The sequence below is a fragment of the Acidovorax sp. K2F genome (genome assembly GCF_025246485.1).
Taxonomy (GTDB): Bacteria; Pseudomonadota; Gammaproteobacteria; order Burkholderiales; family Burkholderiaceae_C; genus Acidovorax; species Acidovorax delafieldii.
This window is the reverse complement of record NZ_JAOBSQ010000043.1, coordinates 1-24,243: the sequence shown is the minus strand read 5'-3', so window position 1 is coordinate 24,243 and position 24,243 is coordinate 1. Positions and strand designations below refer to the sequence as shown.

25 protein-coding genes, 1 tRNA gene and 1 pseudogene are annotated in these 24,243 nt (G+C 63.5%); 9 read left to right on the top strand and 18 right to left on the bottom strand.

Features of this window, described 5'->3' with window-relative positions:
- Position 1 precedes the first annotated feature (1 nt).
- Entirely contained in the window at positions 2-469 is a 468-nt protein-coding gene (locus N4G42_RS16750; RefSeq protein WP_056064679.1) for an Lrp/AsnC family transcriptional regulator, read from the bottom strand.
- A 102-nt stretch (positions 470-571) separates the two neighbouring features.
- Between N4G42_RS16750 and mdeB the strand changes: the two genes are divergently transcribed.
- Entirely contained in the window at positions 572-3,295 is a 2,724-nt protein-coding gene (gene mdeB / locus N4G42_RS16745; protein ID WP_260667972.1) for an alpha-ketoglutarate dehydrogenase, read from the top strand.
- Positions 3,296-3,376: 81 nt separating this feature from the next.
- Positions 3,377-3,610 (top strand): hypothetical protein, encoded by a 234-nt coding sequence (locus N4G42_RS16740; protein WP_108498826.1) that lies wholly within the window; start codon positions 3,377-3,379, stop codon positions 3,608-3,610.
- A gap of 109 nt (positions 3,611-3,719) precedes the next feature.
- Here N4G42_RS16740 and N4G42_RS16735 read toward each other — a convergent pair whose 3' ends face one another.
- The 6 genes from N4G42_RS16735 to N4G42_RS16710 form a co-directional block, all read right to left on the bottom strand.
- A complete protein-coding gene (locus N4G42_RS16735; protein WP_260667971.1) occupies positions 3,720-4,544 on the bottom strand; it encodes a zinc-dependent peptidase in 825 nt (274 codons plus the stop codon).
- Between the two features lie 46 nt (positions 4,545-4,590).
- A complete protein-coding gene (locus tag N4G42_RS16730; RefSeq protein WP_260667970.1) occupies positions 4,591-5,391 on the bottom strand; it encodes a UDP-2,3-diacylglucosamine diphosphatase in 801 nt (266 codons plus the stop codon).
- An 82-nt stretch (positions 5,392-5,473) separates the two neighbouring features.
- A complete protein-coding gene (locus N4G42_RS16725) occupies positions 5,474-5,980 on the bottom strand; it encodes a peptidylprolyl isomerase (protein ID WP_056064668.1) in 507 nt (168 codons plus the stop codon).
- A 30-nt stretch (positions 5,981-6,010) separates the two neighbouring features.
- On the bottom strand, positions 6,011-6,592 hold the full coding sequence (locus N4G42_RS16720) for a peptidylprolyl isomerase (RefSeq protein WP_260667969.1): 582 nt from the start codon (positions 6,590-6,592) through the stop codon (positions 6,011-6,013).
- On the bottom strand, positions 6,589-7,896 hold the full coding sequence (locus tag N4G42_RS16715) for a L,D-transpeptidase family protein (RefSeq protein ID WP_121942492.1): 1,308 nt from the start codon (positions 7,894-7,896) through the stop codon (positions 6,589-6,591). Before N4G42_RS16715 ends, N4G42_RS16720 begins: the two co-directional genes overlap by 4 nt.
- A gap of 70 nt (positions 7,897-7,966) precedes the next feature.
- Complete coding sequence (locus N4G42_RS16710) at positions 7,967-9,043, bottom strand: YybH family protein (protein WP_260667968.1); 1,077 nt, start codon at positions 9,041-9,043, stop codon at positions 7,967-7,969.
- Between the two features lie 218 nt (positions 9,044-9,261).
- Here N4G42_RS16710 and cysS point away from each other — a divergent pair, with 218 nt between their 5' ends.
- From cysS to N4G42_RS16680, 6 genes are all read left to right on the top strand, one after another.
- Complete coding sequence (cysS, locus tag N4G42_RS16705; protein WP_260667967.1) at positions 9,262-10,647, top strand: cysteine--tRNA ligase; 1,386 nt, start codon at positions 9,262-9,264, stop codon at positions 10,645-10,647.
- A 47-nt stretch (positions 10,648-10,694) separates the two neighbouring features.
- The gene (locus N4G42_RS16700; protein WP_056747082.1) at positions 10,695-11,369 is read left to right on the top strand and encodes a DNA-3-methyladenine glycosylase family protein; all 675 of its coding nucleotides are present in this window, start codon (positions 10,695-10,697) and stop codon (positions 11,367-11,369) included.
- A gap of 79 nt (positions 11,370-11,448) precedes the next feature.
- Positions 11,449-12,426, top strand: a complete 978-nt coding sequence (locus N4G42_RS16695; RefSeq protein ID WP_056747083.1) for an acetyl-CoA carboxylase carboxyltransferase subunit alpha — start codon at positions 11,449-11,451, stop codon at positions 12,424-12,426.
- A gap of 199 nt (positions 12,427-12,625) precedes the next feature.
- Positions 12,626-14,476 carry a methyl-accepting chemotaxis protein gene (locus N4G42_RS16690; protein ID WP_056065163.1) on the top strand — a complete coding sequence of 617 codons (1,851 nt, stop codon included), beginning with the start codon at positions 12,626-12,628 and terminating at the stop codon, positions 14,474-14,476.
- Between the two features lie 170 nt (positions 14,477-14,646).
- On the top strand, positions 14,647-15,597 hold the full coding sequence (gene tilS / locus N4G42_RS16685; RefSeq protein WP_260667966.1) for a tRNA lysidine(34) synthetase TilS: 951 nt from the start codon (positions 14,647-14,649) through the stop codon (positions 15,595-15,597).
- Positions 15,598-15,938: 341 nt separating this feature from the next.
- Positions 15,939-16,031: transfer RNA gene (locus N4G42_RS16680), tRNA-Ser, on the top strand.
- A 236-nt stretch (positions 16,032-16,267) separates the two neighbouring features.
- Here N4G42_RS16680 and N4G42_RS16675 read toward each other — a convergent pair.
- From N4G42_RS16675 to N4G42_RS16635, 9 genes and pseudogenes are all read right to left on the bottom strand, one after another.
- A pseudogene (locus N4G42_RS16675) lies at positions 16,268-17,263 on the bottom strand (Arm DNA-binding domain-containing protein); the annotation flags it as partial.
- 220 nt (positions 17,264-17,483) lie between these two features.
- Positions 17,484-17,687, bottom strand: coding sequence for a hypothetical protein (locus N4G42_RS16670; protein ID WP_260667965.1), 204 nt, complete (start codon positions 17,685-17,687; stop codon positions 17,484-17,486).
- 5 nt (positions 17,688-17,692) lie between these two features.
- Positions 17,693-18,169 (bottom strand): hypothetical protein, encoded by a 477-nt coding sequence (locus tag N4G42_RS16665; protein ID WP_260667964.1) that lies wholly within the window; start codon positions 18,167-18,169, stop codon positions 17,693-17,695.
- A gap of 459 nt (positions 18,170-18,628) precedes the next feature.
- Entirely contained in the window at positions 18,629-19,024 is a 396-nt protein-coding gene (locus N4G42_RS16660; protein WP_260667963.1) for a hypothetical protein, read from the bottom strand.
- Between the two features lie 2 nt (positions 19,025-19,026).
- Entirely contained in the window at positions 19,027-19,746 is a 720-nt protein-coding gene (locus N4G42_RS16655; RefSeq protein WP_260667962.1) for a hypothetical protein, read from the bottom strand.
- Positions 19,743-20,327 (bottom strand): hypothetical protein, encoded by a 585-nt coding sequence (locus N4G42_RS16650; RefSeq protein WP_260667961.1) that lies wholly within the window; start codon positions 20,325-20,327, stop codon positions 19,743-19,745. The genes N4G42_RS16655 and N4G42_RS16650 overlap by 4 nt, the downstream gene beginning before the upstream one ends.
- 428 nt (positions 20,328-20,755) lie before the next feature.
- Entirely contained in the window at positions 20,756-21,562 is an 807-nt protein-coding gene (locus N4G42_RS16645; protein WP_260667960.1) for a Bro-N domain-containing protein, read from the bottom strand.
- An 11-nt stretch (positions 21,563-21,573) separates the two neighbouring features.
- Positions 21,574-21,834: a hypothetical protein gene (locus tag N4G42_RS16640; RefSeq protein ID WP_260667959.1), complete on the bottom strand. Its 261-nt coding sequence runs from the start codon at positions 21,832-21,834 to the stop codon at positions 21,574-21,576.
- Positions 21,831-22,013, bottom strand: coding sequence for an Arc family DNA-binding protein (locus N4G42_RS16635; RefSeq protein ID WP_260667958.1), 183 nt, complete (start codon positions 22,011-22,013; stop codon positions 21,831-21,833). The genes N4G42_RS16640 and N4G42_RS16635 overlap by 4 nt, the downstream gene beginning before the upstream one ends.
- Positions 22,014-22,098: 85 nt before the next feature.
- On the opposite strand from N4G42_RS16635, the gene N4G42_RS16630 reads away from it, so the two are divergent.
- Complete coding sequence (locus tag N4G42_RS16630) at positions 22,099-22,806, top strand: Arc family DNA-binding protein (protein WP_260667957.1); 708 nt, start codon at positions 22,099-22,101, stop codon at positions 22,804-22,806.
- Positions 22,807-22,841: 35 nt separating this feature from the next.
- Here N4G42_RS16630 and N4G42_RS16625 read toward each other — a convergent pair whose 3' ends face one another.
- Both N4G42_RS16625 and N4G42_RS16620 read right to left on the bottom strand, forming a co-directional pair.
- Positions 22,842-23,450: a hypothetical protein gene (locus tag N4G42_RS16625; protein WP_260667956.1), complete on the bottom strand. Its 609-nt coding sequence runs from the start codon at positions 23,448-23,450 to the stop codon at positions 22,842-22,844.
- A gap of 252 nt (positions 23,451-23,702) precedes the next feature.
- Positions 23,703-24,044 (bottom strand): hypothetical protein, encoded by a 342-nt coding sequence (locus N4G42_RS16620; protein ID WP_260667955.1) that lies wholly within the window; start codon positions 24,042-24,044, stop codon positions 23,703-23,705.
- Positions 24,045-24,243: the final 199 nt, after the last annotated feature.

Here is a 24,243-nt window from a genome sequence, read left to right as displayed (position 1 = left end):
GTCATGGGGTGGGAAGTGGCAAAGCCGTCTTGTAGCGCACCTGCTTGAGTGCAAAGCTCGACCGGATCTTCTCCACGCCCGGAATGGGCGACAGCTGCTCCAGAATGAAACGCTCCAGCGCCCCAATGTCGGCAAGCGCCACGCGGATCAGGTAGTCGCTGTCGCCGCTCATCAGGTAGCACTCCATCACCTCATCGTGCTCGGCAATGCGGCGTTCAAAGTCGGCCAGGGCTTCCTTGCTTTGCGCCTTGAGGCTGATGCTGATGAACACATTCAGGCCCAGCCCCAGTGCCGCCGCATTGGCCAGCGCCACATAGCGACTGATGACGCCTGCCGCCTCCAGTGCCTTCACCCGCGCCAGGCAGGGCGAGGGCGACAGGTGCACGCGCCGCGCCAGTTCCACGTTGGACAAAGATCCATCGGCCTGCAGCTCGGCCAGAATGCGCAAATCGAGGGTATCCAGTTTCATATGCCGCAGTTTATGGCTTTGGCGGCATAAAGTGCTATAGACGCGCGTTGTGAAAGGCAAAACGGCAACTCATTTGGAGCCAGTCTCGCTACAGTGGCTTCCATGAACGCCCTCACACCCCACGCCCTGCTGCAACAAGCCCCCGGCGCCCCCCTGGACGCCGACCCCGAAGAAACCGCCGAGTGGCGTGATGCCTTCCTGGCACTCGTCGCCACCGAAGGCCCCGAGCGAGCGCGGCACATGCTGCAGGAGCTGGTGCGGGTGGCGCGTGCGCAGCGCATTGGCTGGCAGCCCGACCTGAACACGCCGTATGTGAACACCGTGGCTGTGCAGGACCAGCCTGTGTTCCCGGGTGACCTGGCCATCGAGGAGCGTGTGGCTTCCATCGTGCGCTGGAACGCGCTGGCTATGGTGGTGCGTGCGAACCAGGCGTATGGCGAGCTGGGTGGGCACATTGCCAGCTACGCCAGTGCTGCGGATCTTTTCGAAAGCGGGTTCAACCATTTCTTTCGTGCCCGTGAAGGCCTGGGCGAAGGGCAGCACCGGGGCGATCTGGTGTTCTTCCAGCCTCACAGCGCGCCCGGCGTGTATGCCCGCGCCTTCCTGGAAGGGCGCCTGTCCGAGCAGGACCTGATGCACTACCGCCAGGAACTGACGGCGCCGGGTGCAGGCGCGCAGGGGCTGTCGAGCTACCCGCACCCCTGGCTGATGCCGGACTTCTGGCAGTTCCCCACCGGCTCGATGGGCATCGGCCCTATCAGCAGCATCTACCACGCGCGCTTCATGCGCTACCTCACGCACCGCAACCTGCTGAACTGCGCGGGGCGCAAGGTGTGGGGCGTGTTTGGTGACGGCGAGATGGACGAGCCCGAGAGCATGAGTGCGCTGACCCTGGCCGCGCGCGAGGGCCTCGACAACCTGGTGTGGGTGGTCAACTGTAACCTGCAGCGGCTGGACGGCCCCGTGCGCGGCAACGGCCGCATCATCGACGAGCTGGAGCGCCTGTTCGCCGGCGCGGGCTGGAATGTGGTCAAGCTGGTGTGGGGCAGCGACTGGGACGGCCTGTTCGCCCGCGACCTGACCGGCGCGCTGGTGCGCACGCTCGAAGGCACGGTCGATGGCCAGATGCAGACCTTTGCCGCCAAGGACGGCCGCTTCAACCGCGACAACTTCTTCGGCCAGAACCCTGAGCTGGCCGCGCTGGCCCAGGGCATGACGGACGAGCAGATCGATCGCTTGAAGCGCGGCGGGCACGACCTGGTGAAGATCCACGCCGCCTACGCCGCAGCCGCTGCGCACAAGGGCCAGCCCACGGTGATCCTGGCCCACACCAAGAAGGGCTACGGCATGGGCACTGCCGGCCAGGGCAAGATGACCACGCACAGCCAGAAGAAGCTGGACGAGACCGACCTCATCGAATTCCGCAACCGCTTCAATCTGCCGCTGACCGATGAGCAGGCCACCAGCCTGGCCTTCTTCAAGCCCGCCGAAGACAGCTCGGAGATGCGCTACCTGCGCAGCCACCGCGACGCACTGGGCGGCTACCTGCCGCGCCGCGAGACGGCGTGCGACGCGCTGCCCGTCCCATCCATCGATAGCTACGCGCAGTTCGCGCTGCAGGCCGATGGCAAGGAGATGAGCACCACCATGGCCTTCGTGCGCATGCTGGGCACGTTGCTCAAAGACGCCACGCTGGGCCCGCGCATCGTGCCCATCGTGGCCGACGAGGCGCGCACCTTCGGCATGGCCAATCTGTTCAAGCAGGTGGGCATCTACAGCAGCGTGGGCCAGCGTTATGCGCCCGAGGACATCGGCTCGGTGCTGAGCTACCGCGAGGCGCTGGATGGCCAGATCTTGGAAGAAGGCATCAGCGAGGCCGGCGCCATCGCAAGCTGGACGGCGGCCGCCACCAGCTACAGCGTGCACGGCCTGGCCATGCTACCGTTTTATATCTACTACTCGATGTTCGGCTTCCAGCGCGTGGGCGATGCCATCTGGGCTGCGGCGGACCAGCGTGCGCGCGGCTTCCTCTTGGGCGCGACCTCGGGCCGCACCACGCTGGGCGGCGAGGGCCTCCAGCACCAGGACGGCAGCAGCCACCTGGTGGCTGCCACCATCCCCAACTGCAAGGCCTACGACCCGGCCTACGCGGGCGAGATGGCCGTCATCATCGATGCCGGCATGCGCGAGATGGTGACCGAGCAGCGCGACGTTTTCTACTACGTCACGCTGATGAACGAGAACTACGCCCAGCACGACCTGCCCGCTGGTGCGGCAGAAGGTGTGCTGCGTGGATGCTATGTTTTTAGGAGCTATTCAGGCAATATGCACCAGCGCGACAGCGAGATTTCGTCCAAAAGCGTCACCCTGATGGGCTCTGGTGCCATCCTGACCGAGGTGGTCAAGGCAGCAGAACAACTTGCCAGCGAGGGCGTGGATGTGACCGTGCTCAGCGTCACCAGCTGGAGCGAACTGGCCCGCGACGGCGTGGCCTGCGAGCAGAGCTGGCTGGCGGGCGATGCCCAGCCTGCTCCCGCATGGCTGACTCAGCAACTGGCCACGACCCGTGGACCAGTGATCGCCGCCACCGACTACGTGCGCGCCGTGCCCGAGACGGTGCGCGCATTCATCCCCGAAGGGCGCAAGTACATCACCCTGGGCACCGATGGCTTTGGCCGCAGCGACACGCGGGCAGCGCTCCGGCAATTCTTTGGGGTGGATGCAGCCAGCGTGGCCCAGGCAGCGCGGCGAGCGCTGGCTGATGGGTGCGGGGGGCGAGCGCAGGCGCCTGCCGTCGTTTTACCGTGCCTCCGCTCTGTCGCCTGATGACAGCGGGGGTGGGGTGAACGCCATTGCCCAATTTCGCGCAGGCTTCCTACAATGGTCTAGCAACCGTGAGAGGGCGCCATGGCACATGTCATCTGGGACCATAACCCGCCGACCACCTGGATAGCCAACGTGGACGGGCAAGCACTTTGCTCCATCAAGCGCAAAGACATTGGCGGGTGGACCGCCGCCTGGGCAGACGACCGCCTGTGGCCGCCGCCCGCCCATTTGCCTAAGGCCATGCCGCAACCCACCCAGTTTTTCAGCAGTCTGGAAGAAGCCAAGCAGGCGGTGGAAAACGCGCTGGGCGCGTGAAGGCTGTGCGGTGGGGTGCTGCTGCAGCCTGAGTGACTGCAGGGATGGCTGGCCTGTGGCCTGCCAGCGTACAAAAAGGGGTGGTGCCCCCCCATGCGTACCGCCAGGCTCAGCTTGCAGGGCGCTGGAAGAACGCATCCAGCACTGGCATCAATCCCGGAAACTCCTGGGCAAACCGTTCGCGGTTCACAAAGTAGGCCTCGCAGGCCACGGCAAAGAACTCGGAGGGCGAGGTGGCGCCGTACGCGTCCAGCCAGGGCCGTTCGGCACCGAAGCGCTCGGCCATGATCACGCGTTCGCGGAACTGTTCGTAGGCGGGCTCCCAGGCTGCCCACCACGCCTCATACGCCGCACGGCCGGTGCCTGTGCCCATGAAGCCTGCGGGCAGGGGCGGGCAGCCGTTGGGTTGGCCGTTTTTCATGTCGAGCTTGTGCACGAACTCGTGCACCACCACGTTGTGGCCGCGCGCCGTGTTCTCGGTGGCGTTGGCCACGTGCTGCCAGCTGAGCATGATGGGGCCGCGCTCCATGGCCTCGCCCAGCAGCACCTGGGTGTGCTCGTGCACCACGCCCGCTTCGTCCATTGTCTGGCGGCGTGCGACGGCTTCGCCGGGGTGCAGCACGATGCCCACGAAATCGTCGTACCAGCCAAGCGCCTTGGCGGGGTCGCCCCAGTGCAGCAGGGGCAGGCAGGCCTGCGCGGCAATGTCGATGGCCATGGCGTCGGTCACCGTGAGGCCATGGGCGCCGTGAAATTCCTTGTGGTGCAAGAAGAGGGCGCTCAGCACGCGCAGCTTGGCCTGGTCGTGCAGCGACAGTGTGGCCAGGAACGGGTAGCGCTGGATGGTCTGCAGCCACAGCGTGGCGGAGATGTCCGGCACGGGGGCCACGGTGGCACGCACGCGGCGCCAGAGGCGGTTGAGCAAGGGGGGCATGGCGATCGGGCAGCGGGAGGTGGGCCCGCTCAGTTCATGACCGCTGTTACTTGGGGACCAGGGGCAGCCGTTCCAAGCCCGCGCTGGACAAACGCAGTGTTTCCAGCCGGGGGGGCAATGCTGCGGCATCCCAGTCGCTCAGCACCACGCGTTGCAGACCCGGAGCCAGCACATGGTCGGCCGGCCGGTGGGTGTGGCCGTGGATGAGGGTGTGGGCGCCTGCGGCCTGCATCCAGGCGATGGCGGCGGGGCTGTCCACATCGGCGTACGTGGCCCCAGACTGCTTGCGCGCCTCGCTCTCCTGGCGGATGCCGCGCGCCTGCACGCGGCGCGTGGCCAAAGGCTGGGTCAGAAATTGCTGCTGCCAGGCGGCGCTGCGGGCCTGCAGGCGAAAACGCTGGTAGTCCACATCGTCCAGGCACAGCAGGTCGCCGTGGCTCAGGACATACCGCTGGCCGCCAAAGGCCAGGACCGTGGGGTCTGCCAGGCCGGTGATGCCGCACCCAGCCAGGAAGGCAGGGCCCGCCAGAAAGTCGCGGTTACCATGCATGAAGTACACCGGCAGGCGCTGCGCGGCGGCCCGAAGGAGGGCGCAGCCCCGGGCTTCGAAGCTGCTGGGCTCGCTCATGGCATCGTCGCCCACCCACACTTCGAACAGGTCGCCCAGAATAAAGAGGGCGTCTGCCGTGGTGCCTTCCAGATACTGCTGGAATGCGGCCACCGTGGCGGGCTCGCTGGCCTGCAGGTGCAGGTCTGAAATGAAATCGACCGTGCGCCAATGCGAGGGAGCGACAAGCTCCTCGAACCGGGGCACGGTCGTGGTCACGGGGGGGGCTGGGTGGTTCATCCCTTGCGCTGCGGCCTGCAATGGGCGGCCGACATGGGCTTGGCCTCAGCGGGGCGCGCAGCGCCACAGGGGGATGCCATGCTCAGAGGGCGACGGCCTTCTCGATGATCACGTCTTCCTTCGGCACGTCGTCATGGAAGCCCTTGCGGCCCGTCTTCACGGCCTTGATCTTGTCCACCACGTCGGTGCCCGACACAACCTTGCCGAACACGGCATAGCCCCAGCCCTGGGCCGAAGGTGCGGTGTGGTTCAGGAAGCCGTTGTCGGCCACGTTGATGAAGAACTGGGCGGTGGCCGAGTGCGGGTCGCTGGTGCGTGCCATGGCCACAGTGTAGTTGGCGTTTTTCAGGCCGTTGTTGGCTTCGTTTTCGATGGGCGCGTCGGTGCCCTTCTGAGTCATGCCGGGCTCAAAGCCGCCGCCTTGCACCATGAAGCCGGGGATCACGCGGTGGAAGATGGTGTTGTTGTAGTGGCCCTTGTTCACGTAGGCCAGGAAGTTCTCGACCGACTTGGGTGCCTTGGCGGCGTCGAGTTCGAGGGTGATGACGCCGTAGCCGGCGATGTGCAGTTCGACTTGGGGGTTGCTCATGGCTTTGCTTCTTTCAAAAAAATGGGCGCGTCACTTCACCACGGTGGCGGAGTTGATGGTGATGGGGGTGGTGGGCACGTTCTGGTGGCCGCCCTTGTTGCCGGTGGCCACGGCCTTGATCTTGTCCACCACGGCGGTGCCTTCGACCACCTTGCCGAACACGGCGTAGCCGTGACCATCGGGGTTGGGAGCGTTGAGCATGGCGTTGTCCTTCACATTGATGAAGAACTGCGAAGTGGCCGATTCGGGATTGCCAGTGCGCGCCATGGCGATGGTGTAGGTGTCGTTCTTGAGGCCGTTCTTGGCTTCGAGCGGGATGGGGGCCTTGGTGGGCTTTTGCTGCATGTCAGCCGTGAAGCCGCCGCCCTGGATCATGAAGCCGTCGATCACGCGGTGGAAGATCGTGCCGTCGTAGTGCTTGCTGTTCACGTAGGCCAGGAAGTTCTCGACCGTCTTGGGGGCCTTGGCGGCGTCGAGCTGCACGACGATGTCGCCCATCGACGTGGCCAGCTTGACCTTGGGGGCATCTTGCGCCTGTACGGGTGCTACTGTAAACATAGCAGCCAGGGCAATACTTGCTAGCGCTACCGTCGAATTTCTTCTGGAAATCATCCAATCACTCCTTCGAAAAAGATCTGCCATTGTTGGCCGCGGCGCGTCCAGTACTGGCGCTTGACCGGGCCCGTGCGGGCGCCTTCGGCGACTTCGCCGAACGTTACCACCATGGTGTCGGCCGAGTCTGTCCACCGCAGGTAAGACTTGTCCTTGAGCTGGAGTTCCCGGCCCTTGAGGGCGCGGGCCTCGGCCTGCAGCACCTGGGTCCATTCCTCCAGCGGCTTCTTGCGGTAGCTCTGGAAGTCGGGCGCATAAAAGCCCAGCAGGCGCTTCATGTCTCCCTCGGTCTTGGCGGTGCGCCAGGCGTTGAGCACCGCTTCGAACGATTTGCGGTCGGCCGCCACGCTGTGGGGTTGCACCCATTGCAACTGGCGGGCAATGACCACGGGGGTGGAGCGGGGCTCCACCGTGCGCAGGATGCGTTCGAGGTCGGGGTTGGCCAGCACGAGGCAACCGTCGGTCGCCAGTGGCGCGCGCGAGAATTGGTCGGGCGGCGTGCCATGCAGCCAGATGCCGCTCCCCGTCTTGCCCCGGCTCTGGTCCAGGGGATTGGGATAGTTGATGGGCAGGGCGCCCGCGCCGTAGAAGTCCTTGAGCTTGGCCGGGTCCAGGCGGCTGGTGATGAAGTACACCCCCAGCGGTGTGCGCTGGTCACCCTCCACCTCTTTTTCGATGCCGAGCTTGCCCACGGAGGCGTAGTAGTCGGCCACCAGCCGCAGGCCCTGGGCGGTGTTTTCAAAGAGATACAGGCGAGAGCGCGAGGTGTCTACCGCAATCGCGTGGCGCGAGCGAGGGGACAGCTCCAGGAACTGTGCGGGGATGGCATTGACCGGGGGGCGGCTGCGTTGTGCATCCACACGCTGGCGCGATTCGGTGCGCAGTTCGGCCAGTGCCGCAGCGGCCTGGATGCTGCGGGCCGAGTCCGGCTCAGGGGCCACATCGCCCATATGCCGCAGTGGCCGGGTCCGCGACATGAGCAGGTCACCGACCGCCAGTTGCGCCAGCTGGAAATTGGGGTAGTCGCGCGCCAGGCTTTCGGCCTGGGCCAGCGCCTCGCGACCCCGGCCTTCTGCCACCAGCTTGTAGACCGCCATGAGGCGCGTCTCTGCTTGGCCGTCGCGCAGCTCAGCAGGTGTGGGCGCCACCGGGGGCGTGGTGGATGCCGCATGCGCAGCAGCCGCCCGGCGGGCCTTGGCACCCTGCGGCAGGGCTGGCGTGGCCAACGAGAGGCCCAGCAGCAACAGCACCGCTGATGCTGCCCTGCGGCCTGCGTTGGTCAGGGGCACAAACATGCAAACCATCTATCAGCTGACTGTCAGGGCAAAAAAAAAGCCCGCGCGGAAGGCGCAGGCGCCGCATCGGGGGCCATGGTCAACCGCCTGTGGATTCGCGAACGATGGTCCAGCGGCCGTTGTTATTGACGAGGTCCAACGTCTTGCGGCTGCTCACGTTGAGCGAGTCGGCACTGTATGCCTGGCGAAACCGGGCCGTGGCCTTGTCACCTTGTACGGACACGGTGATGTCAGAAAGCTTCACGCTGATCTTGGATTTGCCGACGATGCGCGCCTCGCGTTCCTTCTCCCAGGCAGCGCGGCCTTGGCGACCAGGTGGATCGAACGACTTGTCGTACGCGCCCAGGTAACCCTTCATGTCCTTGGACGACCAGGCCGCAGCCCAGGCCTGTACGGCGGAGGTAACGGCCTGGGTGGACGCGTCGCTGGCAGCTGCAGGCGCTGGGGCAGGTGCCGGTGCAGCGGGAGCGGGGCTGACAGTTGGAGCTGGGGCTGGAGCGGCGGCAGGCGCTGGCGCCGGGGCTGCAGCTGCTGGCGCAGCGGCGGGCGCTGGAGCGGGTGCAGGGCGCTGGGTTACCACCACGGCGGGCGCGGGCGCTGCGGCGGCAGGGCGACCGGTTTTGCTGCCGGGTTCGTTGGAGAACAATTCGCGGATCAGTGCCAGCTTGGGCTTCACGGAGTTGGCGTTGTTGGCATCCAGTTGCAGCGCCTTGTTGTAGGCCTGGCTGGCCAGCTTGGCGTAGATGTCGCCCAGGTTTTCCTGTGCGGTGGCGTAGCTGGGGTTGGTGCGGATCGCCATTTCCAGCGCCGTGCGGGCCTTGTCCAGCTGGTTCTGGTTGGCGTACAGCACAGCCAGGTTGTTGTAGGGCTCGGGCAGCTCTGGGTACTCTTCGGTGAGCTTGGTGAAGGTGGCGATGGCGTCGGCCTGCTTGCCCGAGTCGGTCTGGGCCACGCCGCGCAAGAAGCGCAGCTGCGGGTCACGTGGGTTGGCGGCCAGGCGCTGGTCGGCCTTGGCCAGCGCCTCGGACGCCTTGCCAGCCTTGAGCAACTGGGTGATGTCGGCATAGTCGTCCGCGTGGACCACGCCCGTGCCCATCAGGGCGGTCAGTGCCAGAAGGCGCAGTAGGCGTGGGAGTGTGCGTCGGACTTGCTTCATGGGGGTACAAAGGAGTTGGGCGGCAGCCAGCCCGGGCGGGGGCTTATACTGCGGCGGATTGTAGCTGAGGGGGTTGTCATGACGGTACGCTGTTGCCGCTGGTGATTTTGCTGGACGCCCCTTGCCGGGCCACCCCCTGTCAAGGGCCGAGTTCCGCTGCTGCCGGGTGAGTTTCTTTGCCTCGCCCACCCCATCAAGTCTCCCGTTACTGAAATCCCATGAGTTTGCGCATCTACAACACGCTGTCGCGTGCATTGGAAGACTTTTCCCCGCTCGAACCTGGCCATGTGCGCATGTATGTGTGCGGCATGACCATTTATGACCTGTGCCATATCGGCCACGCCCGGATGATGATGGCGTTCGACGTCGTGCAGCGCTGGCTCAAGGCCAGCGGCCTGCGCGTGACCTACGTGCGCAACATCACCGACATCGACGACAAGATCATCAAGCGTGCGCTGGAGCGTGGCATCACCATCCGCCAGCTCACTGACGAGATGATTGCCGCCATGCACCAGGACATCGGCCTGCTGGGCATCGAGCCGCCGTCGGTCGAGCCCCGCGCTACCGAATATGTGCCCCAGATGCTCTCGCTCATCGGCCAGCTGGAAGGCAAGGGCCTTGCCTACCGGGCGAGCAACGGCGATGTGAACTACTCCGTGCGCAAGTTCGATGGCTACGGCAAGCTCTCGGGCAAGTCGCTCGACGAGCTGCGCGCCGGCGAGCGCGTAGCAGTGCTGGACGGCAAGGAAGACCCGCTCGACTTTGTGCTGTGGAAAGCCTCCAAGCCCGAGGAACCCCCCGAGGCCAAATGGGACAGCAGCTTTGGCTCGGGTCGACCCGGCTGGCATATCGAGTGCTCGGCCATGAGCTGCGCCACGCTGGGCGAGACCTTCGACATCCACGGCGGCGGCGCGGATCTGCAATTCCCCCACCACGAGAACGAAATCGCCCAAAGTGAAGGTGCCACGGGCAAACCGCTGGCCAAGTTCTGGGTGCACAACGGCTTTGTGCGTGTGGACAACGAGAAGATGTCCAAGAGCCTGGGCAACTTCTTCACCATCCGCGACGTGCTCAAGACGTATGACGCAGAAACCGTGCGCTTTTTCATCGTCCGCGCCCACTACCGCAGTGCGCTGAACTACAGCGATGCGCACCTGGATGACGCGCGCCAGGCGCTCAAGCGGCTGTACACCGCGCTGAGCCTGGTGACTCCCGCACAAGAAACCACTTCTATCGACTGGACCAACCCTTACGCGGCCCGCTTCAAGGCCGCGATGGACGAGGACTTTGGCACTCCCGAGGCCGTGGCCGTGCTGTTTGACCTAGCAAGCGAGGTCAACAAGACCCGCTCGGTCGAGCTGGCGGGGTTGCTCCAGGTGCTGGGTGGCTGCCTGGGGATCTTGCAGGGTGACCCCAAGGCTTTTCTTCAGTCCGGGGCCGCCGGTGTGGATGAGTCTGAGATTCAAGCACAGATTGCTGCCCGGGCCGCAGCCAAGGCGGCCAAGAACTTTGCCGAGGCCGACCGCATCCGCAACCACTTGCTGGCCCAGGGCATCGTGCTCAAGGACTCTGCCGCCGGCACCACATGGGAAGCTGCCCAATGAGCATTGTTTTGATGCTAGATATGCCAGTAGTGCAGGTGGAATAAGCGGTGGCAGCTTCTAAAAAGATAGCGGGTGACGCTGTGGCGCCGTCGCTGGTGCTGGCCACGCCCGACTACTGGGCCGAGGCCTGCAAGCACCTGGTGAAAAAAGACCGGGTGATGAAGCGCCTGATCCCCCAGTTTGGCGACGCCGCGCTGCAAACCAAGGGCGACCCCTTCATCACACTGGCGCGTTCCATCGTGGGACAGCAGGTGTCAGTCGCTTCAGCACAGGCCGTATGGGAGCGTTTTGTGGCGCTGCTGCCGCGTGGCATGAAGCCCGCCAGCGTGCTCAAGCTCAAGATCGATGACATGCGGGCCGCAGGCCTGTCTGCCCGCAAGGTGGACTACCTGGTGGATCTGGCCATGCACTTTGAAGGCGGCAAGCTGCACGTCAAGGACTGGGCCGCCATGGACGATGAGGCCATCATTGCCGAGCTGGTAGCCATCCGTGGCATCGGCCGATGGACGGCCGAGATGTTTTTGATCTTCTATTTGATGCGGCCCAATGTTTTGCCCCTCGATGACGTGGGGTTGATCAGCGGGATCAGCCAGAATTACTTCTCTGGCGACCCCGTGAGCCGCAGTGACGCCCGCGAGGTGGCCGAGGCCTGGAAGCCCTGGTGCAGCGTCGCGACTTGGTATATTTGGCGGTCTCTGGACCCCCTGCCTGTAACCTATTGACACCACTGCAGGCACGCCGGTTACAGTGCGTGCCATTCGTGGCAACCCCGCCGGGTGCGATCCCCCTAGGAGAAAAACGTTGGCGAAAAAGACCTTTCTGGATTTCGAACAGCCCATTGCCGAGCTGGAGTCCAAAATTGAAGAACTGCGCTACGTGCAGACCGAGAGTGCCGTCGATATCTCGGAAGAGATCGACCAGCTGAGCAAGAAGAGCCAGCAGCTCACCAAAGACATTTACAGCGAACTGTCGCCCTGGCAGATCACCAAGATCGCCCGCCACCCTGAGCGTCCCTACACGCTCGACTACGTGCGCGACATCTTCACCGACTTCGTCGAGCTGCACGGCGACCGCCACTACGCGGACGACCTGTCCATCGTGGGCGGCCTCGCGCGCTTCAACGGCCACGCCTGCATGGTACTGGGCCACCAGAAGGGCCGCGACACGAAGGAGCGCGCCATGCGCAACTTCGGCATGAGCAAGCCCGAAGGCTATCGCAAGGCCCTGCGCCTGATGAAGACGGCCGAGAAATTCAAGCTGCCCGTGTTCACCTTTGTGGACACGCCCGGCGCCTACCCGGGCATTGACGCCGAAGAGCGCGGCCAGTCCGAGGCCATTGGCCGCAACATCTTCGAGATGGCGCAGCTCGAAGTACCCATCATCACCACCATCATTGGCGAAGGCGGCTCCGGCGGAGCCTTGGCCATCAGCGTGGCCGATCAGGTTGTGATGCTGCAATACGCCATCTACTCGGTCATCAGCCCAGAAGGCTGTGCGTCCATCCTCTGGAAGACCAGCGACAAGGCGCAAGAGGCCGCTGACGCCCTGGGCATCACCGCCCACCGCCTCAAGGCCCTGGGCCTGGTGGACAAGATCGTGAGCGAGCCCGTGGGTGGGGCCCATCGCGATCACAAGCAGATGGCCGCATTTTTGAAGCGCGCTTTGGGCGATGCCTTCCGCCAGGTGGCAGACCTCAAGACCAAAGACTTGCTGGACCGTCGCTACGAGCGTCTGCAGAGCTACGGCCGCTTCAGCGACACCAAGGCGGACGCCCGCTAAGCCCGCTGAGGCAGGTTCAGGCCGGTCGTTGCTGGCACCAAATGCACCAGCTTGGTGCGGTTCCAACGGCCCTTCGGGGCCGTTGTTGTTTTTCTGGCCGACTCCTTGCAGGGGCGCACAAACCCGCACTGGCGCATGGACTGCTACCGGATGTAACATGCCTGCAGACCGCCTGCGCGGGCGGTTCAAGGAGGGCTTCATGTCGCTTCTGAAGACGCTCAAGGGCCAGATCCTGGTCCTCTCTGCCACCTGCATGGTGGCTGCCCTGATGGTGTTGACGTTGGTCAACTACCTGTCGGCGCGTGCACAGGCGCAGGTTTCACTGGCCGAAGAGGGCATGGCGACCGCCAAGAGCCACGCAGAAACCATCGAGGAGTGGGCGCGAGCCAAGGCCACGATCATTGCGGCCTCTGTCGCCGCCTTTGAAGATCCCGAACCTGCCAAGTCTCTGGCCATGCTGCGCGACGCGGGCAAATTCAGCACGGCGTACTTTGGCTACGCGGACAAGAAGTACGTATTTTCAGAGACTCGCAGCCTGCCCGCCGACTACGACCCCACCGCACGTCCCTGGTACAAGCAGGCCGCGCAAGCGGGCGGGTCTGTGGTCACGCCGCCCTACATCTCGGCGTCCGACCAGAAACTGGTGGTGACTTTTGCGACCCCGGTGGGCGCTGGCGCAGCGCTCAAAGGCGTGGCGGCTGGTGATGTTTACATGGAGTCAGTGGTTGCCAATGTGGCTTCCATCCAGCCCACGCCGCAGAGTTTCGGGTTTCTGGTGTCTGCCGACGGCAAGATCATCGCCCACCGCGACCAGGCGCTGACCCTCAAGCCCATCGCCGATTTGTCCAAGGACCTTGTGATCGACAAGCTGCTCGCGGCATCCAAGGACAAAAGCTTGCTGCAGGCGGACATCGCGTCGCGCAGCCGGTTACTCAGCGTGGTGCCGATCGCGGGCACCTCATGGATGCTGGTGGTGGCCCTGGATGAAAGCGAGGCCATGGCACCGATCCGGGCCATGCTGGCCACATCGCTGATCTCCAGCGTTTTGGTGTTGGTGGTGGCCGTGGGGCTGCTGGGCGTGGTTCTGACGCGGCGCCTGCGCCAGCTCACGCTGGTGCGTGACGCGATGCATGAAATCGGCGCCGGTGATGGCGACCTGTCGCGCCGCATCGACGCCCACGGTGAGGACGAGCTGGCACAGATCGCCGGTAGCTTCAACAGCTTTGCGGGCAAGCTCTCCGGTGTGCTCTCACAGATCCGTGACGCCAGCAGCTCGGTACGCGTGGCCGCCGAAGAGATTGCCACCGGCAACCATGACCTGAGCGGGCGCACCGAACTCACGGCATCCAGCCTGCAGCAGACATCAGCCTCCATGCAGCAGCTGACCGAGACCGTCCGGCACAACGCAGACTCGGCACGCCAGGCCAACCAGCTGGTGGCCCAGGCGTCCAGCGTGGCGCAACATGGTGGGCAGGTGGTGGGCAATGTGGTGACCACCATGGACCAGATCAATGCGGCCTCGCGCAAGATCAACGACATCATTGGCGTCATCGACGGCATTGCCTTCCAGACCAACATCCTTGCGCTCAATGCTGCGGTGGAAGCCGCCCGCGCGGGCGAGCAGGGCAGGGGCTTTGCAGTGGTAGCAGGCGAGGTGCGCAGCCTCGCCCAGCGCAGCGCCGAGGCCGCACGCGAGATCAAGACCCTGATCAATACCTCGGTCGAGCAGGTGGAAAACGGCTCGCGGCTGGTGCACGACGCGGGAACCACCATGACCGAGATCGTGACCTCGGTGCAGCGTGTGACGGACATCATGGCCGAGATCACGGCGTCCACCAATGAGCAAAGCACCAGCATCAACGAGGTCGGCCAGGCCGTGGCCCAACTCGACCAGATGACCCAGCAGAACGCAGCGCTGGTGGAGGAGAGCGCTGCTGCGGCACAGAGCCTCAAGGACCAGTCGGTGCGGCTGTCGGAGGTGGTGGGCACCTTCCGCCTGTCCACCGACCCTGCCCACGCTGCGCCGCGGCTGTCATCGCCGGGCGGTTAAGTAGCAAGGTGCGGGGCGTCGCGGCGCCCCCCATGCACCTTACTGCCGGAGTGCGGGGCACTGTGATAATCGGCGCCCATGCGCCGCCATTTCTCCCTTGTTCTCTACGCCCTCCGGGCACGTCCGGCGGTTGTGACGGGGCCAGGTGCAGGGCCTGAAGGGCGGATGCGATGACGCAATCAATGGACGCCGCCCTGCGGGCCTTTGCGCCCGCGTTGCCGATGGCTGTGGCGTTGAGCGGGGGCGCAGACTCGACCGCATTGCTGTTGGGCTGTGCACGCCGCTGGCCCGGGCAGGTGCTGGCCATCCATGTGCACCATGGGCTGCAGGCGGCTGCCGATGGGTTTGAGCGGCATTGCGTGGCCTTGTGTAGCAAGCTGGGCGTGCCCTTGCGTGTGCAGTGGCTGGACGCGCGCCCCGCGCCCGGCCAGAGCCCCGAGGATGCCGCTCGGCAAGCCAGATACCAGGCTTTGACGGCAGTAGCGCTAGAGGATCATGCCTTGGGTGCTATTCAATCCATAGCAATTGCACAGCACGCCGACGATCAGGCCGAAACCCTGCTACTCGCCCTGTCGCGCGGAGCGGGCGTGGCCGGCTTGGCCGCCATGCCTGCCCAGTGGACGCGTGCTGGTCTGGTCTGGCACCGCCCCTTGTTGCAGGTGTCTGCGGCGGACGTACGCGATTGGTTGAAGGCACAAGGCCAAGCGTGGGTGGAAGACCCCACCAACTCCGATGAGCGCTTCACGCGCAACCGCATTCGGGCGCAACTGCTGCCTGCGCTGCATGCCGCATTCCCGTCCTTTCGCGATACCTTTGCACGGTCGGCCGCCAATGCAGCCCAGGCTGCCGAGCTGCTGAACGAGATGGCACAGCAGGACCTGTCCTTGGTGGGCGTGCCCCCCGGTATCAAGGCGCTGCAGGGGCTCACCCGCGCCCGCCAAGCCAACGTGGTGCGCCACTGGCTGCGCCATGCCCACCAAACCACCCCGGGAGCCGCGCAATTGGGCGAGCTGCTGGATCAGATCCAGGCCTGTACCACACGGGGTCACCACATCCGCATCAAGGTAGGAAGCGGCTTTGTCGTGCGGTCTGGTCTTACGCTGGAATGGCTCAGGCAGTAGCTCTCAGGTGTCTTTTTGCCCGCGTCGCGGGACGACACCCACAAATATGGGAGTAAACCGCCGCATCCGGCACGTTGGCCAATCGCGAAGATTGCCAGCTCTATGAGCTCGGTGCGTCCAATAGAAAGCCCGAGTCCGTCCTTGCCCCCTGCCCAACAGGCTCAGCACACAAGCCATCCGCGCTCGGATGGCCTCCATGTCGACATCAAAACCTGGGCGGCAATCGGCAAAAAAGTGACTCCGGCTATCAGCGCCCGGCGTGTACGAGGACTTTGGACCAGTCCACCTATGCTGCTGCCACCAGCGGAACAGCCCCTGAAATGAGGCATAATAGCGGGATTGGAAACGTGACCGAGTGGCCGAAGGTGCTCCCCTGCTAAGGGAGTATGGGGTGTAGAGCCTCATCGAGGGTTCGAATCCCTCCGTTTCCGCCAGACGTAAAAGCCCTAAGTAGTTGATCTGCTTGGGGCTTTTCTCTTTCTGGCGTTGGATCGCTCGATCCTGAACCTACTTTGAACCTAAATCGCAGATTTGAGGCGCCCGGGGGCGCACCGAGGGCGGCATTCACGGTGGCCAGATTCGAGCCTCGATCAGCGTTCGGTATCCACTTCGCATAGTCCCGCATCATCACTTGCACGCTGTGCCCATGCTGGTTTGCCACCCATACCGGATTCGCCCCGGCCATGAGTGCAAGCGTCACGCTGGTGTCTCGACACTCCTTCGGCGGCCGGTATCTGACCTGGCTTGATCGAAGACTCCGAGTCCACACCTGCAGCTGCTTTTGCTCATCGACATAAGCGCGGCCCGTGGCAGGGTTCTGAAAAACCTCCTGCCCCTTCGCCTGCGTCCGGGCCCGCTGGCGCTGCAGGGCACCCAATGCGCGGGCATTCAGCTCCACCTCCCGCGCAACGTGGGTCTTTGTGCGCTCCTTGTCCTGGCCCATCACGCGGGAGCGGTGCACGAGCACGCGGCCGGTGCGCAGCTCTACGTCTTGCCAAAGCAGGGCGATCTGCTCGCTGGCACGCAGGCCGGCAAACATGCTGAACTCGAAATAGTCGTGGAACTCCTCGCCCCATTGCCTGCGGATGACGGCCAGGATCTCCTCGACTTCCGCAGGGCTGAATGGGTCAGGCTTGGACTTCTGCGTCTTAAGGTTGTCGATGCCGTCGGTGGGATTGGCCAAGGTGCTGGGTGGCTTGCACACCAGCTCGAACACGCCGCGCAGCGGGATCATGATGTTGTTCTGCGTCTTGCGGCCCAGTGCCTTGTGCGTCTTGCCCGTCTCCTCGTCAAAGCGGTCTTGCGCCAAAAAAGCAAGGCGTTCCAGCACCATACGGTGGGTGACCTGCTCGGGCCGCAGGGCGCCGAAAACCGACAGCCAGTAGGCTTTCATGTGGCGCTTGTAGATCTTGAGCGTGGAAAACTCCACCGACCTGGCCGCTAGCAGATACCAGGTCTCGGCCCACGCGCTCAGCGTGCGCTGCTCCTCCTCGCTGGCTGGCTGGAGCTTGTCGGCGTGCCGGTAGTCGGGGAAGTGGTCCTTGAACTTAAAGGTGCCACGCGCGATTTCCTGCAGCACCTGCTCGCGGACGCGCGCCGCGTGCTTCATGTTCGATGCCGTGGGCTTCAGGTCCAGCGTGGGGGCGATCTGCTTGCCCTGCCACATGAAGCGCACCTCTATGCGGTCGCGGTTTGGGCGGACTCCGCCTGTTTCTGGCCTTCGACCCATTTTTCAAATCCTTGCATGTCGATAAAGATGCAGCCGTCTGGGGCCCGACGGTACTGTCTGCCCTCGGCCCAGACTCCACGATGAATCTTCGTTTCCACGGCGCGAGCCGTGTACCCAGTCTCCTCACAGAACTTGGGAATGCGAACGTAGCGCGCTGTCATGGTCCTGCACCTCCAGGGGCGGGAAGCGCCTCGAAAATCGTCCCTCGCTGCTGCTGTGTGACCCTCACATAGTCCACCTGCACCTTGGCCAAGTTGACGAACGCCGTGGACACCTCGGCAATCGTCTTTGCCCGGGCAAGGTCCATGGGGTTCGACTTGTCCCGCAGGTCAACCAGCGTCTGCACCAGCAGGTCGCGCACGGTGTCTACTGCGCTTCCTCCTTCTTGCGCCTGTTGATTGCCTGGGTGATCTGGCCCTTCAGTTGCAAGATCTGGCGCAGCTCCGGCGGAAGGCTCTGGACCGTCACCCTCGCCCAGTGCTCCCGCGAGCTGAAGGGCGCCAAGTTGTCCAGCGTGCGTGGCAGTGCAGGGTTCTTCACCATCAGGTGCGTGCCCGGTGGCATCGGTCCGTTCACTGCTTCCCACTCGATCACCTCGACCCGCTTCCAGTCCTTCTTGGGCTGGCCAGTGTCTGTAACCTTGCGAATCAGGTGGCCACGATTCATCCTCTCGGCCCCGATGGGCCGCCAGTTCATTGGCACTTGGCGCTTCAGCCCGAGCCGCGCTACCAAATTCCTGATCGCCTTCTCCGACCGCCCCGGTAGTAGCTTCGTCAGCGACTTCACCGACACGGTGGGCAGCAGCTGGCGCACCAGCTCGATCTCCGGTTCCGTCCATTCCATTGCTCTCTCCGCCGCGCGGTGGGATGCGCTTCAGCACATCGAAAGGGGTGGCCACCCCCTGGTGGTCAATATGCGCATTTGCTTCACTATTGATAGCATGCTGCGCTTGTTGCGTATGACTCAGCTGCACTCTGCATGCTGGTGGTCGAGTGGCCGCTTTGGGGGCTCTATGTGTAACCTGCACAGCGTCCCCCGGCTGCTCGCCCGTGCCGTCGTCTCCGTCATCAAGCTTGCGCGTTGATGGCAGTCCCACCAGCCCCTTGCGGTACACGTCGCCGTCCGGGTCATAGGTCAGCATGTCGTGATCGAGCGCGGCCATCAGCTGCGTGTGCACGTTGCGACTGTCCCCGGGCTGAACGAACTTGGCCACGATGTCATCGAGGGTCAGTTCTTCATCGGGGTTGCGGGCCAGGAAGCCCAGCACCAGGCCTGCCAAGCTGTCGGGGTTTGGGCGGTAGGTCATGTGCGAGCCTCCGGTGCAGAAGCGCCAAGGAACTGCATCCCGCCCACCACCGGAAACGGCCAGCACGCCGAAGCGCGAGCCTCCAGAGCCTCTATGGAGTCGCGGCGCTCCGGGCTCAGGTTCAGGCGGATCTCGAACACTGCACCATCAGCACACTTCTTGGCAATGATGTACTTTCGGCCAGGGCCGCGACCGGTGGGGCTTCCCTTGCCGACCTTGGTGCCGTCGGGGTTGTATGTGCACATGCCGCGCCCATTGCCAGGATGCCCAGGCAGCTGTTCGGCCAGCACCAGGCCGGCCGAGATCAGACGGTCAGCCGTGCCGGTGTATACGGCTTGGTAGTGGTCCAGGTGGCGGAAGACGCCGGGGTGAATCTCGATACGGTTGCGCATGTTCAAAGCCTCCCCTTGAAGCTGTTCCGCAACTCGGCCAGTGTGGCCATGGGCGCCTCGCCGTGAAGCTGCGCTGCGTGATAGACGATCTCCGCAAGTACGATGATGCGGGCCATGATTCCATGGGCCACTGGCTGGTCTTCGGAGCTGCCGAACTTCTCTGCGACGATTTGCATTGCCTCGGCCAAGCACTGGATCTCGTAACAGGCAGTGCGCGCGCACTCTCGCATTTCTGTTTTGTGCGCGGACTCTTCCGCAGCTTCTCGCGGCGCTGATTGGCGTGGTGCACCTGGGTCGCAGCAGTCTTCGCCGTGTACATCGCACTCGGTGATCCAGTTCAGATACACGGCTGCCTGATCTAGCAACGTTTTCCGCTGCTGGCTCTCTCCGTCACCCGGGACGAGTCGTGCGGCGCGAATGAGCGCTGCGATATTGAAGGCAACTCGGTCAATTTCTTCGCCCTTGGGGGGCTCGATCATGGCCTTGTCTGCCAAATTGTGAGCAATGTCGAGCAGACGGTCTGAGTCGCCGCTCCACTTGTGATCCTCGTCGGTCATGTAGGCTTCGTTCAGAAGCGTTTCCACTTGGCTGAATGCAGCCTGGATCGCTTCCGGCGTGAGCGCATCCTCCGGACTCTTCGTCGTCGCGGCTGTGGCCGCGGGTGCGTTTTGGGGCATTGTCACGCGAGGCTTGGCGCTGGTCGGGGTTGCGACGGCGTTCATGCTGCACCAGCCTTTCCGAGATCCGCAAAGTTGGGGCCAAAGTTCCAGCGGTCATGCCCACCAAGGATGGCTTCACCTGCGGCCGTGTCGACCATGCCGCCGCAATGACGGGCTAGCGCCTGCGCGGCATCTACGAGCCCAGAGAGCGCCCAAGAATCCGGCTCGGTCTGTGCCTGCATTAGGATGTTGTCGATGGTCGCAAGGTTGCTCGCGGCCACTTCCAGCACGCACAGCAACTGCTTTCGCGTGAGAGCGTTCGGGCCCGTGATTTCAGATTCCTCTTCCATCCGCCTGATGGGTGGGGAAGGGCGGTCGCGGAACTGGCGCTGGCCTGCCCGAATGCCATTGGCGAGAGCCTCGCAACCCCCCTCTGCGAAACCATAGCTGAGAGCGGCCGAGTTGAGGGCGGCAAACGCTTGCTGCATCTCAGGGATGATTGGGCTGCTGGGGCGGTCGGCACGCTCAGTATTTATGGCGCCATACACAGCTGCGGCCGCGCTGTGAAACGCGTCAGCACCATCGTTGACCTCGCTGAGACAGGCAAATGCCAACTCCAGCAGCTGATTGGTGTAAACCGTCATCTCTTGCCAGCGCGCGTCACAGATGATGCGCAACTGCTCGGCCAGTGTTGCTGCAACCAGAGCTTCGTCCGCCGTGATGGTGCTGATCTCTGGCTCTGCTTGCGCCGCTGGCGCCTCTTTGACGCGTGGTGGGGCCTTGGTTGCGCGTGTAGCCGGGCGAGTGGTAACCTCAGACATGGTCTGATCCTTTTTTGAAACGGGTTTCTGATCAAGAAGCGCCTGAGCAATCTCACCTGCTCTGGCGCCTCGGGCGGAAGCTGGCGCTATGCCAGCTTTTTGCTTTTTGGCGGGTTCATGTGGCTGATGTTAGGGGTGTGTCCGGTCCAAAAGGGGTGCGAAAAACACCCGGAATCGTGACGTTTCCAAATTTGCGGCCTGGGTCACTGTGCCGCGCCGAGGCCACTGTCGGTAAATGGAGCACTCCACTTTCACAGTAGGGCTCCCTGGGGCTCAGGTACTGATGCCGCAGCGGGGCGTTTCTTTGCTGGCTGCCGGGCCCTGTCCGCGTCCATGTGACGCTTGATGGCATCGACGCCCGCCTGGTTGTAGACGAACGATTCGACCTGCTTCACCGAATGCTGCGACTTGTCCATGCGGTACTCGCCGTACTGGGGCGTCTTCAGGTTGTGCTGGTTGGCGATTCGCCCCACCATGGCGCCGGTGATACCCAGCATTTCGCCCACTTCGCCTGCCTGGTAGTGCTTCTCCGTGACTTGCGGTAGCGCCAGAACTTCAGTGCCAGCGACGGGGTTGATGATCTTGGCGAAGACCACTTGGCGTGCACGCTCGCCCAGGCTGGGCAGCTGTGCCAAGATGCGCTCGGCAGTCTTGGCTGCCAGATCGAGGGCGCGGGCGCGGCGGAATTCTGGCAGGCCACTGGTGTCTGCGGGCTTCGGCTGCCCGGCCTGTTGCATGGAGTAGCTGCCGGTCTTGCGGATGCTGGGCAGCACCTCTTCGAATACCCAGCGCTCGAAGCGCCCTGCCGATGGCAGGGTGCTGTTCACCACCAGGCGCATCAGGTCGGGCTCTTCAATCACCCGCACGTTCTGCATGCCGCCTTCGGTCTGAAGGGGGTGGTATTTCGCCACCCCCTTGCAATGCTGCTTGAGCGCGTTCACGGTATCTGCGAACCCGAGCGCGATGGCCGCGTCCTTACCGACAAAGCAGGTTTTCCCGTCGATCTGCACCGTACGCACCTGCAGGCCTTCGAAGTCATGGGGAACGATGTTGCTCATGGCGCTTCCTTTCAGGGGCAGGGCATCAGGTTGACGGCGTGCATGTGCTCGCGCACGGCTTCCACGCTGATTGCCAATTCGTTTAGGGCTTCTTCCTCTTCGGAACCCTCGGCCACGGCATCGAACTGGCCGTTGTTGACGCGGAAGCCAACGTTCAAGGCGGCTTTGATGATTTCGACCTTCACCTGCTCTGGCAGGGTGCGCAGGTCGACCACACGGGCCGGCTCTTTGCTGTAGCACTCCCAATGGATGGGGCTGGCGGGGGTGTTCACGATTGCTTTCCTTTCTGCTGGGTGGAGGTGGAGCGCTTGGCCTTGAAGGTCGAGCGCAGGCGGGCCAGGATTTCTCCATTCAGACTGCGGTCGTTCGCCTTGGCCTCGGCTTTGAGTTGGGCCTTGAAGTCCAGTGGAATGCGGACTGGCGTCGGTGTGAGTTGGTGACGGTCGGTCATGGCTGTGGATGAAATTTAGATTCTTTGTTTGTGGATGTCAATAAGATTCTTTGAAAAGATTCTCTGAGACATCCACAATCGAGCGATGGCTACAGACAGACACCAGGCGCCCAGCTACCCGCTGCGGATGCCTAATGACCTCAAGGCGCGCGTACAGGCGGCTGCAGAAGAAAGCGGCCGAAGTCTGCACGCTGAGCTTCTGATGCGTATTGAGGACTCCTTCTTTCTCAAGCAGAAGGTTGACCACTTCATGCTCCATGGGGGCACTGCCCTCGGGATGCTTGAGGCTGCCCGGCATGAGCTGGACGAGAAGAATTTGGAGCTGCAGGCGCTCGCTCTGAAGGTCTCCGACCTGGAGGCCAAAGGCAGTTCTGAAACTCCCGGCAACGGGGAGGCAGGGGTCACAGAACGGTATCTTCAGGCCCAAGTTACGAGCCTGTCCTTTAAGCTGAAGGCTGCCGATGAGCTGATCGAGTCTTTGAAAGACCAAAGGGAACTCACAGACAGAATGCTCGCAATCCACATGAATGCGATGGAGCAAATGTTTGAGGCTCTCACGGAAGACCAGAAGCGCCACCCAGGTGTCAGGGTGTCCAAGGCCCTGATTGATTCCCTCTACGTGAGAGACGGATTCAAGATGGCCCAAATCCTTTACGACGTTACGCCGGAGGAGGACGAGTTCCGCAGGAAGCTGGACACGTATCGACAGCCAATCACTCGCCCGATTTCGGCGGAGGTCGATTCTCAGATCGCTCGTGCTGCCAGTGAGGCGAAAACGCCTCCCGAGACCTGACCTATACGCAAGTGGGGTGGAGAACCCGCACAGCATCACACGACCCTCCCAGCCAGGCGCTCCATCAGCGGGCGCTCGCGGTACTTGCCAAACACTCCGCCGAAGAACTCGTTCATGCCGTCGTGCACGACGCGGTCCAGCTTCGCATTCGTGGTCAGCGCGTTCATGAAGGCTCTCGTGTAACACCAATTGAGCGGCTGCACCTCGCGATTGGCGCAGTCTTCGCCGCGCGCCGATGCTGAGTTCTCCAGAAACAGGACGTGGATCAGGTGGATCGCCTTGTCGCCGTACTCGCGGACCTTATCCGTGTCCCGGTCGGCTGTGTTGATGTTGAGCGCTTCGAATATTTGCTCGCGCGTGGCGGCGCGGTCGAGTGCGTCACACAGGGGCATCAGGTAGTTGCCGATCTCGATTTCCATCGTCTGCGCTTGCAGCTCTACCTCCCCAAGATTTGCAATGATGGTGGCCGCCCTCGCACCCTCTGGAGTGCCCGGACCGAGGCATTCAAGCAGGCGCTTGCTCTCTTGCATCTCATGCCTCGATTCAGCCAGGGTCTTGACGATGCTCCGCGCGATGCCGCGCAGGTACACCAGCTGCTTGATGAGTTGGTCGGCGGTCTCGGCGCCTGTGAGTTCGAGTTGCATGGGGTTAGCGTAGGTGGGTTGCCAAAAAATTGCGACTCACTGAAAAGTCACTTTTGCGTTACGCGGAATGCCGTGCGCGCCACAACAGGCCGGCTGCCCAGGTGGCTGACTCAAGCGGCCCAGCGCCAGCGGTGCGACGCATGCCAGCCAAGCGGCAGAAGAGGGTGATCTGTTTCATGTGCATCCTTTCGATTGCTGATGGTCTCGCGGACCGTTGGTGCAGAAAAAGGGGGTAAAACGGCACGACCGGGTTTAAAGGCCGTGCCCGCGCCATTCCTCGTCGTGCTCGGCGATGGCTTGGCGGGTCATGTGGCCGTAGTCAGGGGCGTCCTTGATGGCACGCGGTGGGGCAGTGGTGCCCACCAGGGCCTGGCAGTTGCGGGCGCTGCGGCGGTGCGCCTGGGCCTGCATCGTTTCCTTGCCGGTGTGCGGGTCAGGTTGCAGAGCGTCGGCTGCCTGGGTGTAGAGGCTCGCGGCCAGGGCCCATTGCAGAGCTGCCTGGGCCTTGCGCGCAGCTTGGGCGAGCATGGCAGCGTCAGCGCTGGCAGCTCGCGCCTTGCTGGCGTCGATGAAGGCGGGGATGGTGGTCTGCATGTTTCACTCCGTCGCCCTGGCTGGGCTGTTGGAGTGAATTATGCGATATGAATAACTATTGCGTCAAGCAATATGCATAACTTGCGCAGAACTTTTTTTGGGCGGCTAAACTTTGCGCTTCACAAGGGATAGCAATTCATGCCTCAACGCGGCCACTTCGCGCACCTGCTCTGGGGTGTAAAACCAGCCGCCTGCCTTA

Bases quoted from the DNA above. Each gene is read 5' to 3' on its own strand.
- N4G42_RS16750 (WP_056064679.1), bottom strand. From the start codon at position 469: ATGAAACTGGATACCCTCGATTTGCGCATTCTGGCCGAGCTGCAGGCC.
- mdeB (WP_260667972.1), top strand. From the start codon at position 572: ATGAACGCCCTCACACCCCACGCCCTGCTGCAACAAGCCCCCGGCGCC.
- N4G42_RS16740 (WP_108498826.1), top strand. From the start codon at position 3,377: ATGGCACATGTCATCTGGGACCATAACCCGCCGACCACCTGGATAGCC.
- N4G42_RS16735 (WP_260667971.1), bottom strand. From the start codon at position 4,544: ATGCCCCCCTTGCTCAACCGCCTCTGGCGCCGCGTGCGTGCCACCGTG.
- N4G42_RS16730 (WP_260667970.1), bottom strand. From the start codon at position 5,391: ATGAACCACCCAGCCCCCCCCGTGACCACGACCGTGCCCCGGTTCGAG.
- N4G42_RS16725 (WP_056064668.1), bottom strand. From the start codon at position 5,980: ATGAGCAACCCCCAAGTCGAACTGCACATCGCCGGCTACGGCGTCATC.
- N4G42_RS16720 (WP_260667969.1), bottom strand. From the start codon at position 6,592: ATGATTTCCAGAAGAAATTCGACGGTAGCGCTAGCAAGTATTGCCCTG.
- N4G42_RS16715 (WP_121942492.1), bottom strand. From the start codon at position 7,896: ATGGTTTGCATGTTTGTGCCCCTGACCAACGCAGGCCGCAGGGCAGCA.
- N4G42_RS16710 (WP_260667968.1), bottom strand. From the start codon at position 9,043: ATGAAGCAAGTCCGACGCACACTCCCACGCCTACTGCGCCTTCTGGCA.
- cysS (WP_260667967.1), top strand. From the start codon at position 9,262: ATGAGTTTGCGCATCTACAACACGCTGTCGCGTGCATTGGAAGACTTT.
- N4G42_RS16690 (WP_056065163.1), top strand. From the start codon at position 12,626: ATGTCGCTTCTGAAGACGCTCAAGGGCCAGATCCTGGTCCTCTCTGCC.
- tilS (WP_260667966.1), top strand. From the start codon at position 14,647: ATGACGCAATCAATGGACGCCGCCCTGCGGGCCTTTGCGCCCGCGTTG.
- N4G42_RS16665 (WP_260667964.1), bottom strand. From the start codon at position 18,169: ATGGAATGGACGGAACCGGAGATCGAGCTGGTGCGCCAGCTGCTGCCC.
- N4G42_RS16660 (WP_260667963.1), bottom strand. From the start codon at position 19,024: ATGCGCAACCGTATCGAGATTCACCCCGGCGTCTTCCGCCACCTGGAC.
- N4G42_RS16655 (WP_260667962.1), bottom strand. From the start codon at position 19,746: ATGAACGCCGTCGCAACCCCGACCAGCGCCAAGCCTCGCGTGACAATG.
- N4G42_RS16650 (WP_260667961.1), bottom strand. From the start codon at position 20,327: ATGACGGTTTACACCAATCAGCTGCTGGAGTTGGCATTTGCCTGTCTC.
- N4G42_RS16645 (WP_260667960.1), bottom strand. From the start codon at position 21,562: ATGAGCAACATCGTTCCCCATGACTTCGAAGGCCTGCAGGTGCGTACG.
- N4G42_RS16635 (WP_260667958.1), bottom strand. From the start codon at position 22,013: ATGACCGACCGTCACCAACTCACACCGACGCCAGTCCGCATTCCACTG.
- N4G42_RS16630 (WP_260667957.1), top strand. From the start codon at position 22,099: ATGGCTACAGACAGACACCAGGCGCCCAGCTACCCGCTGCGGATGCCT.
- N4G42_RS16625 (WP_260667956.1), bottom strand. From the start codon at position 23,450: ATGCAACTCGAACTCACAGGCGCCGAGACCGCCGACCAACTCATCAAG.
- N4G42_RS16620 (WP_260667955.1), bottom strand. From the start codon at position 24,044: ATGCAGACCACCATCCCCGCCTTCATCGACGCCAGCAAGGCGCGAGCT.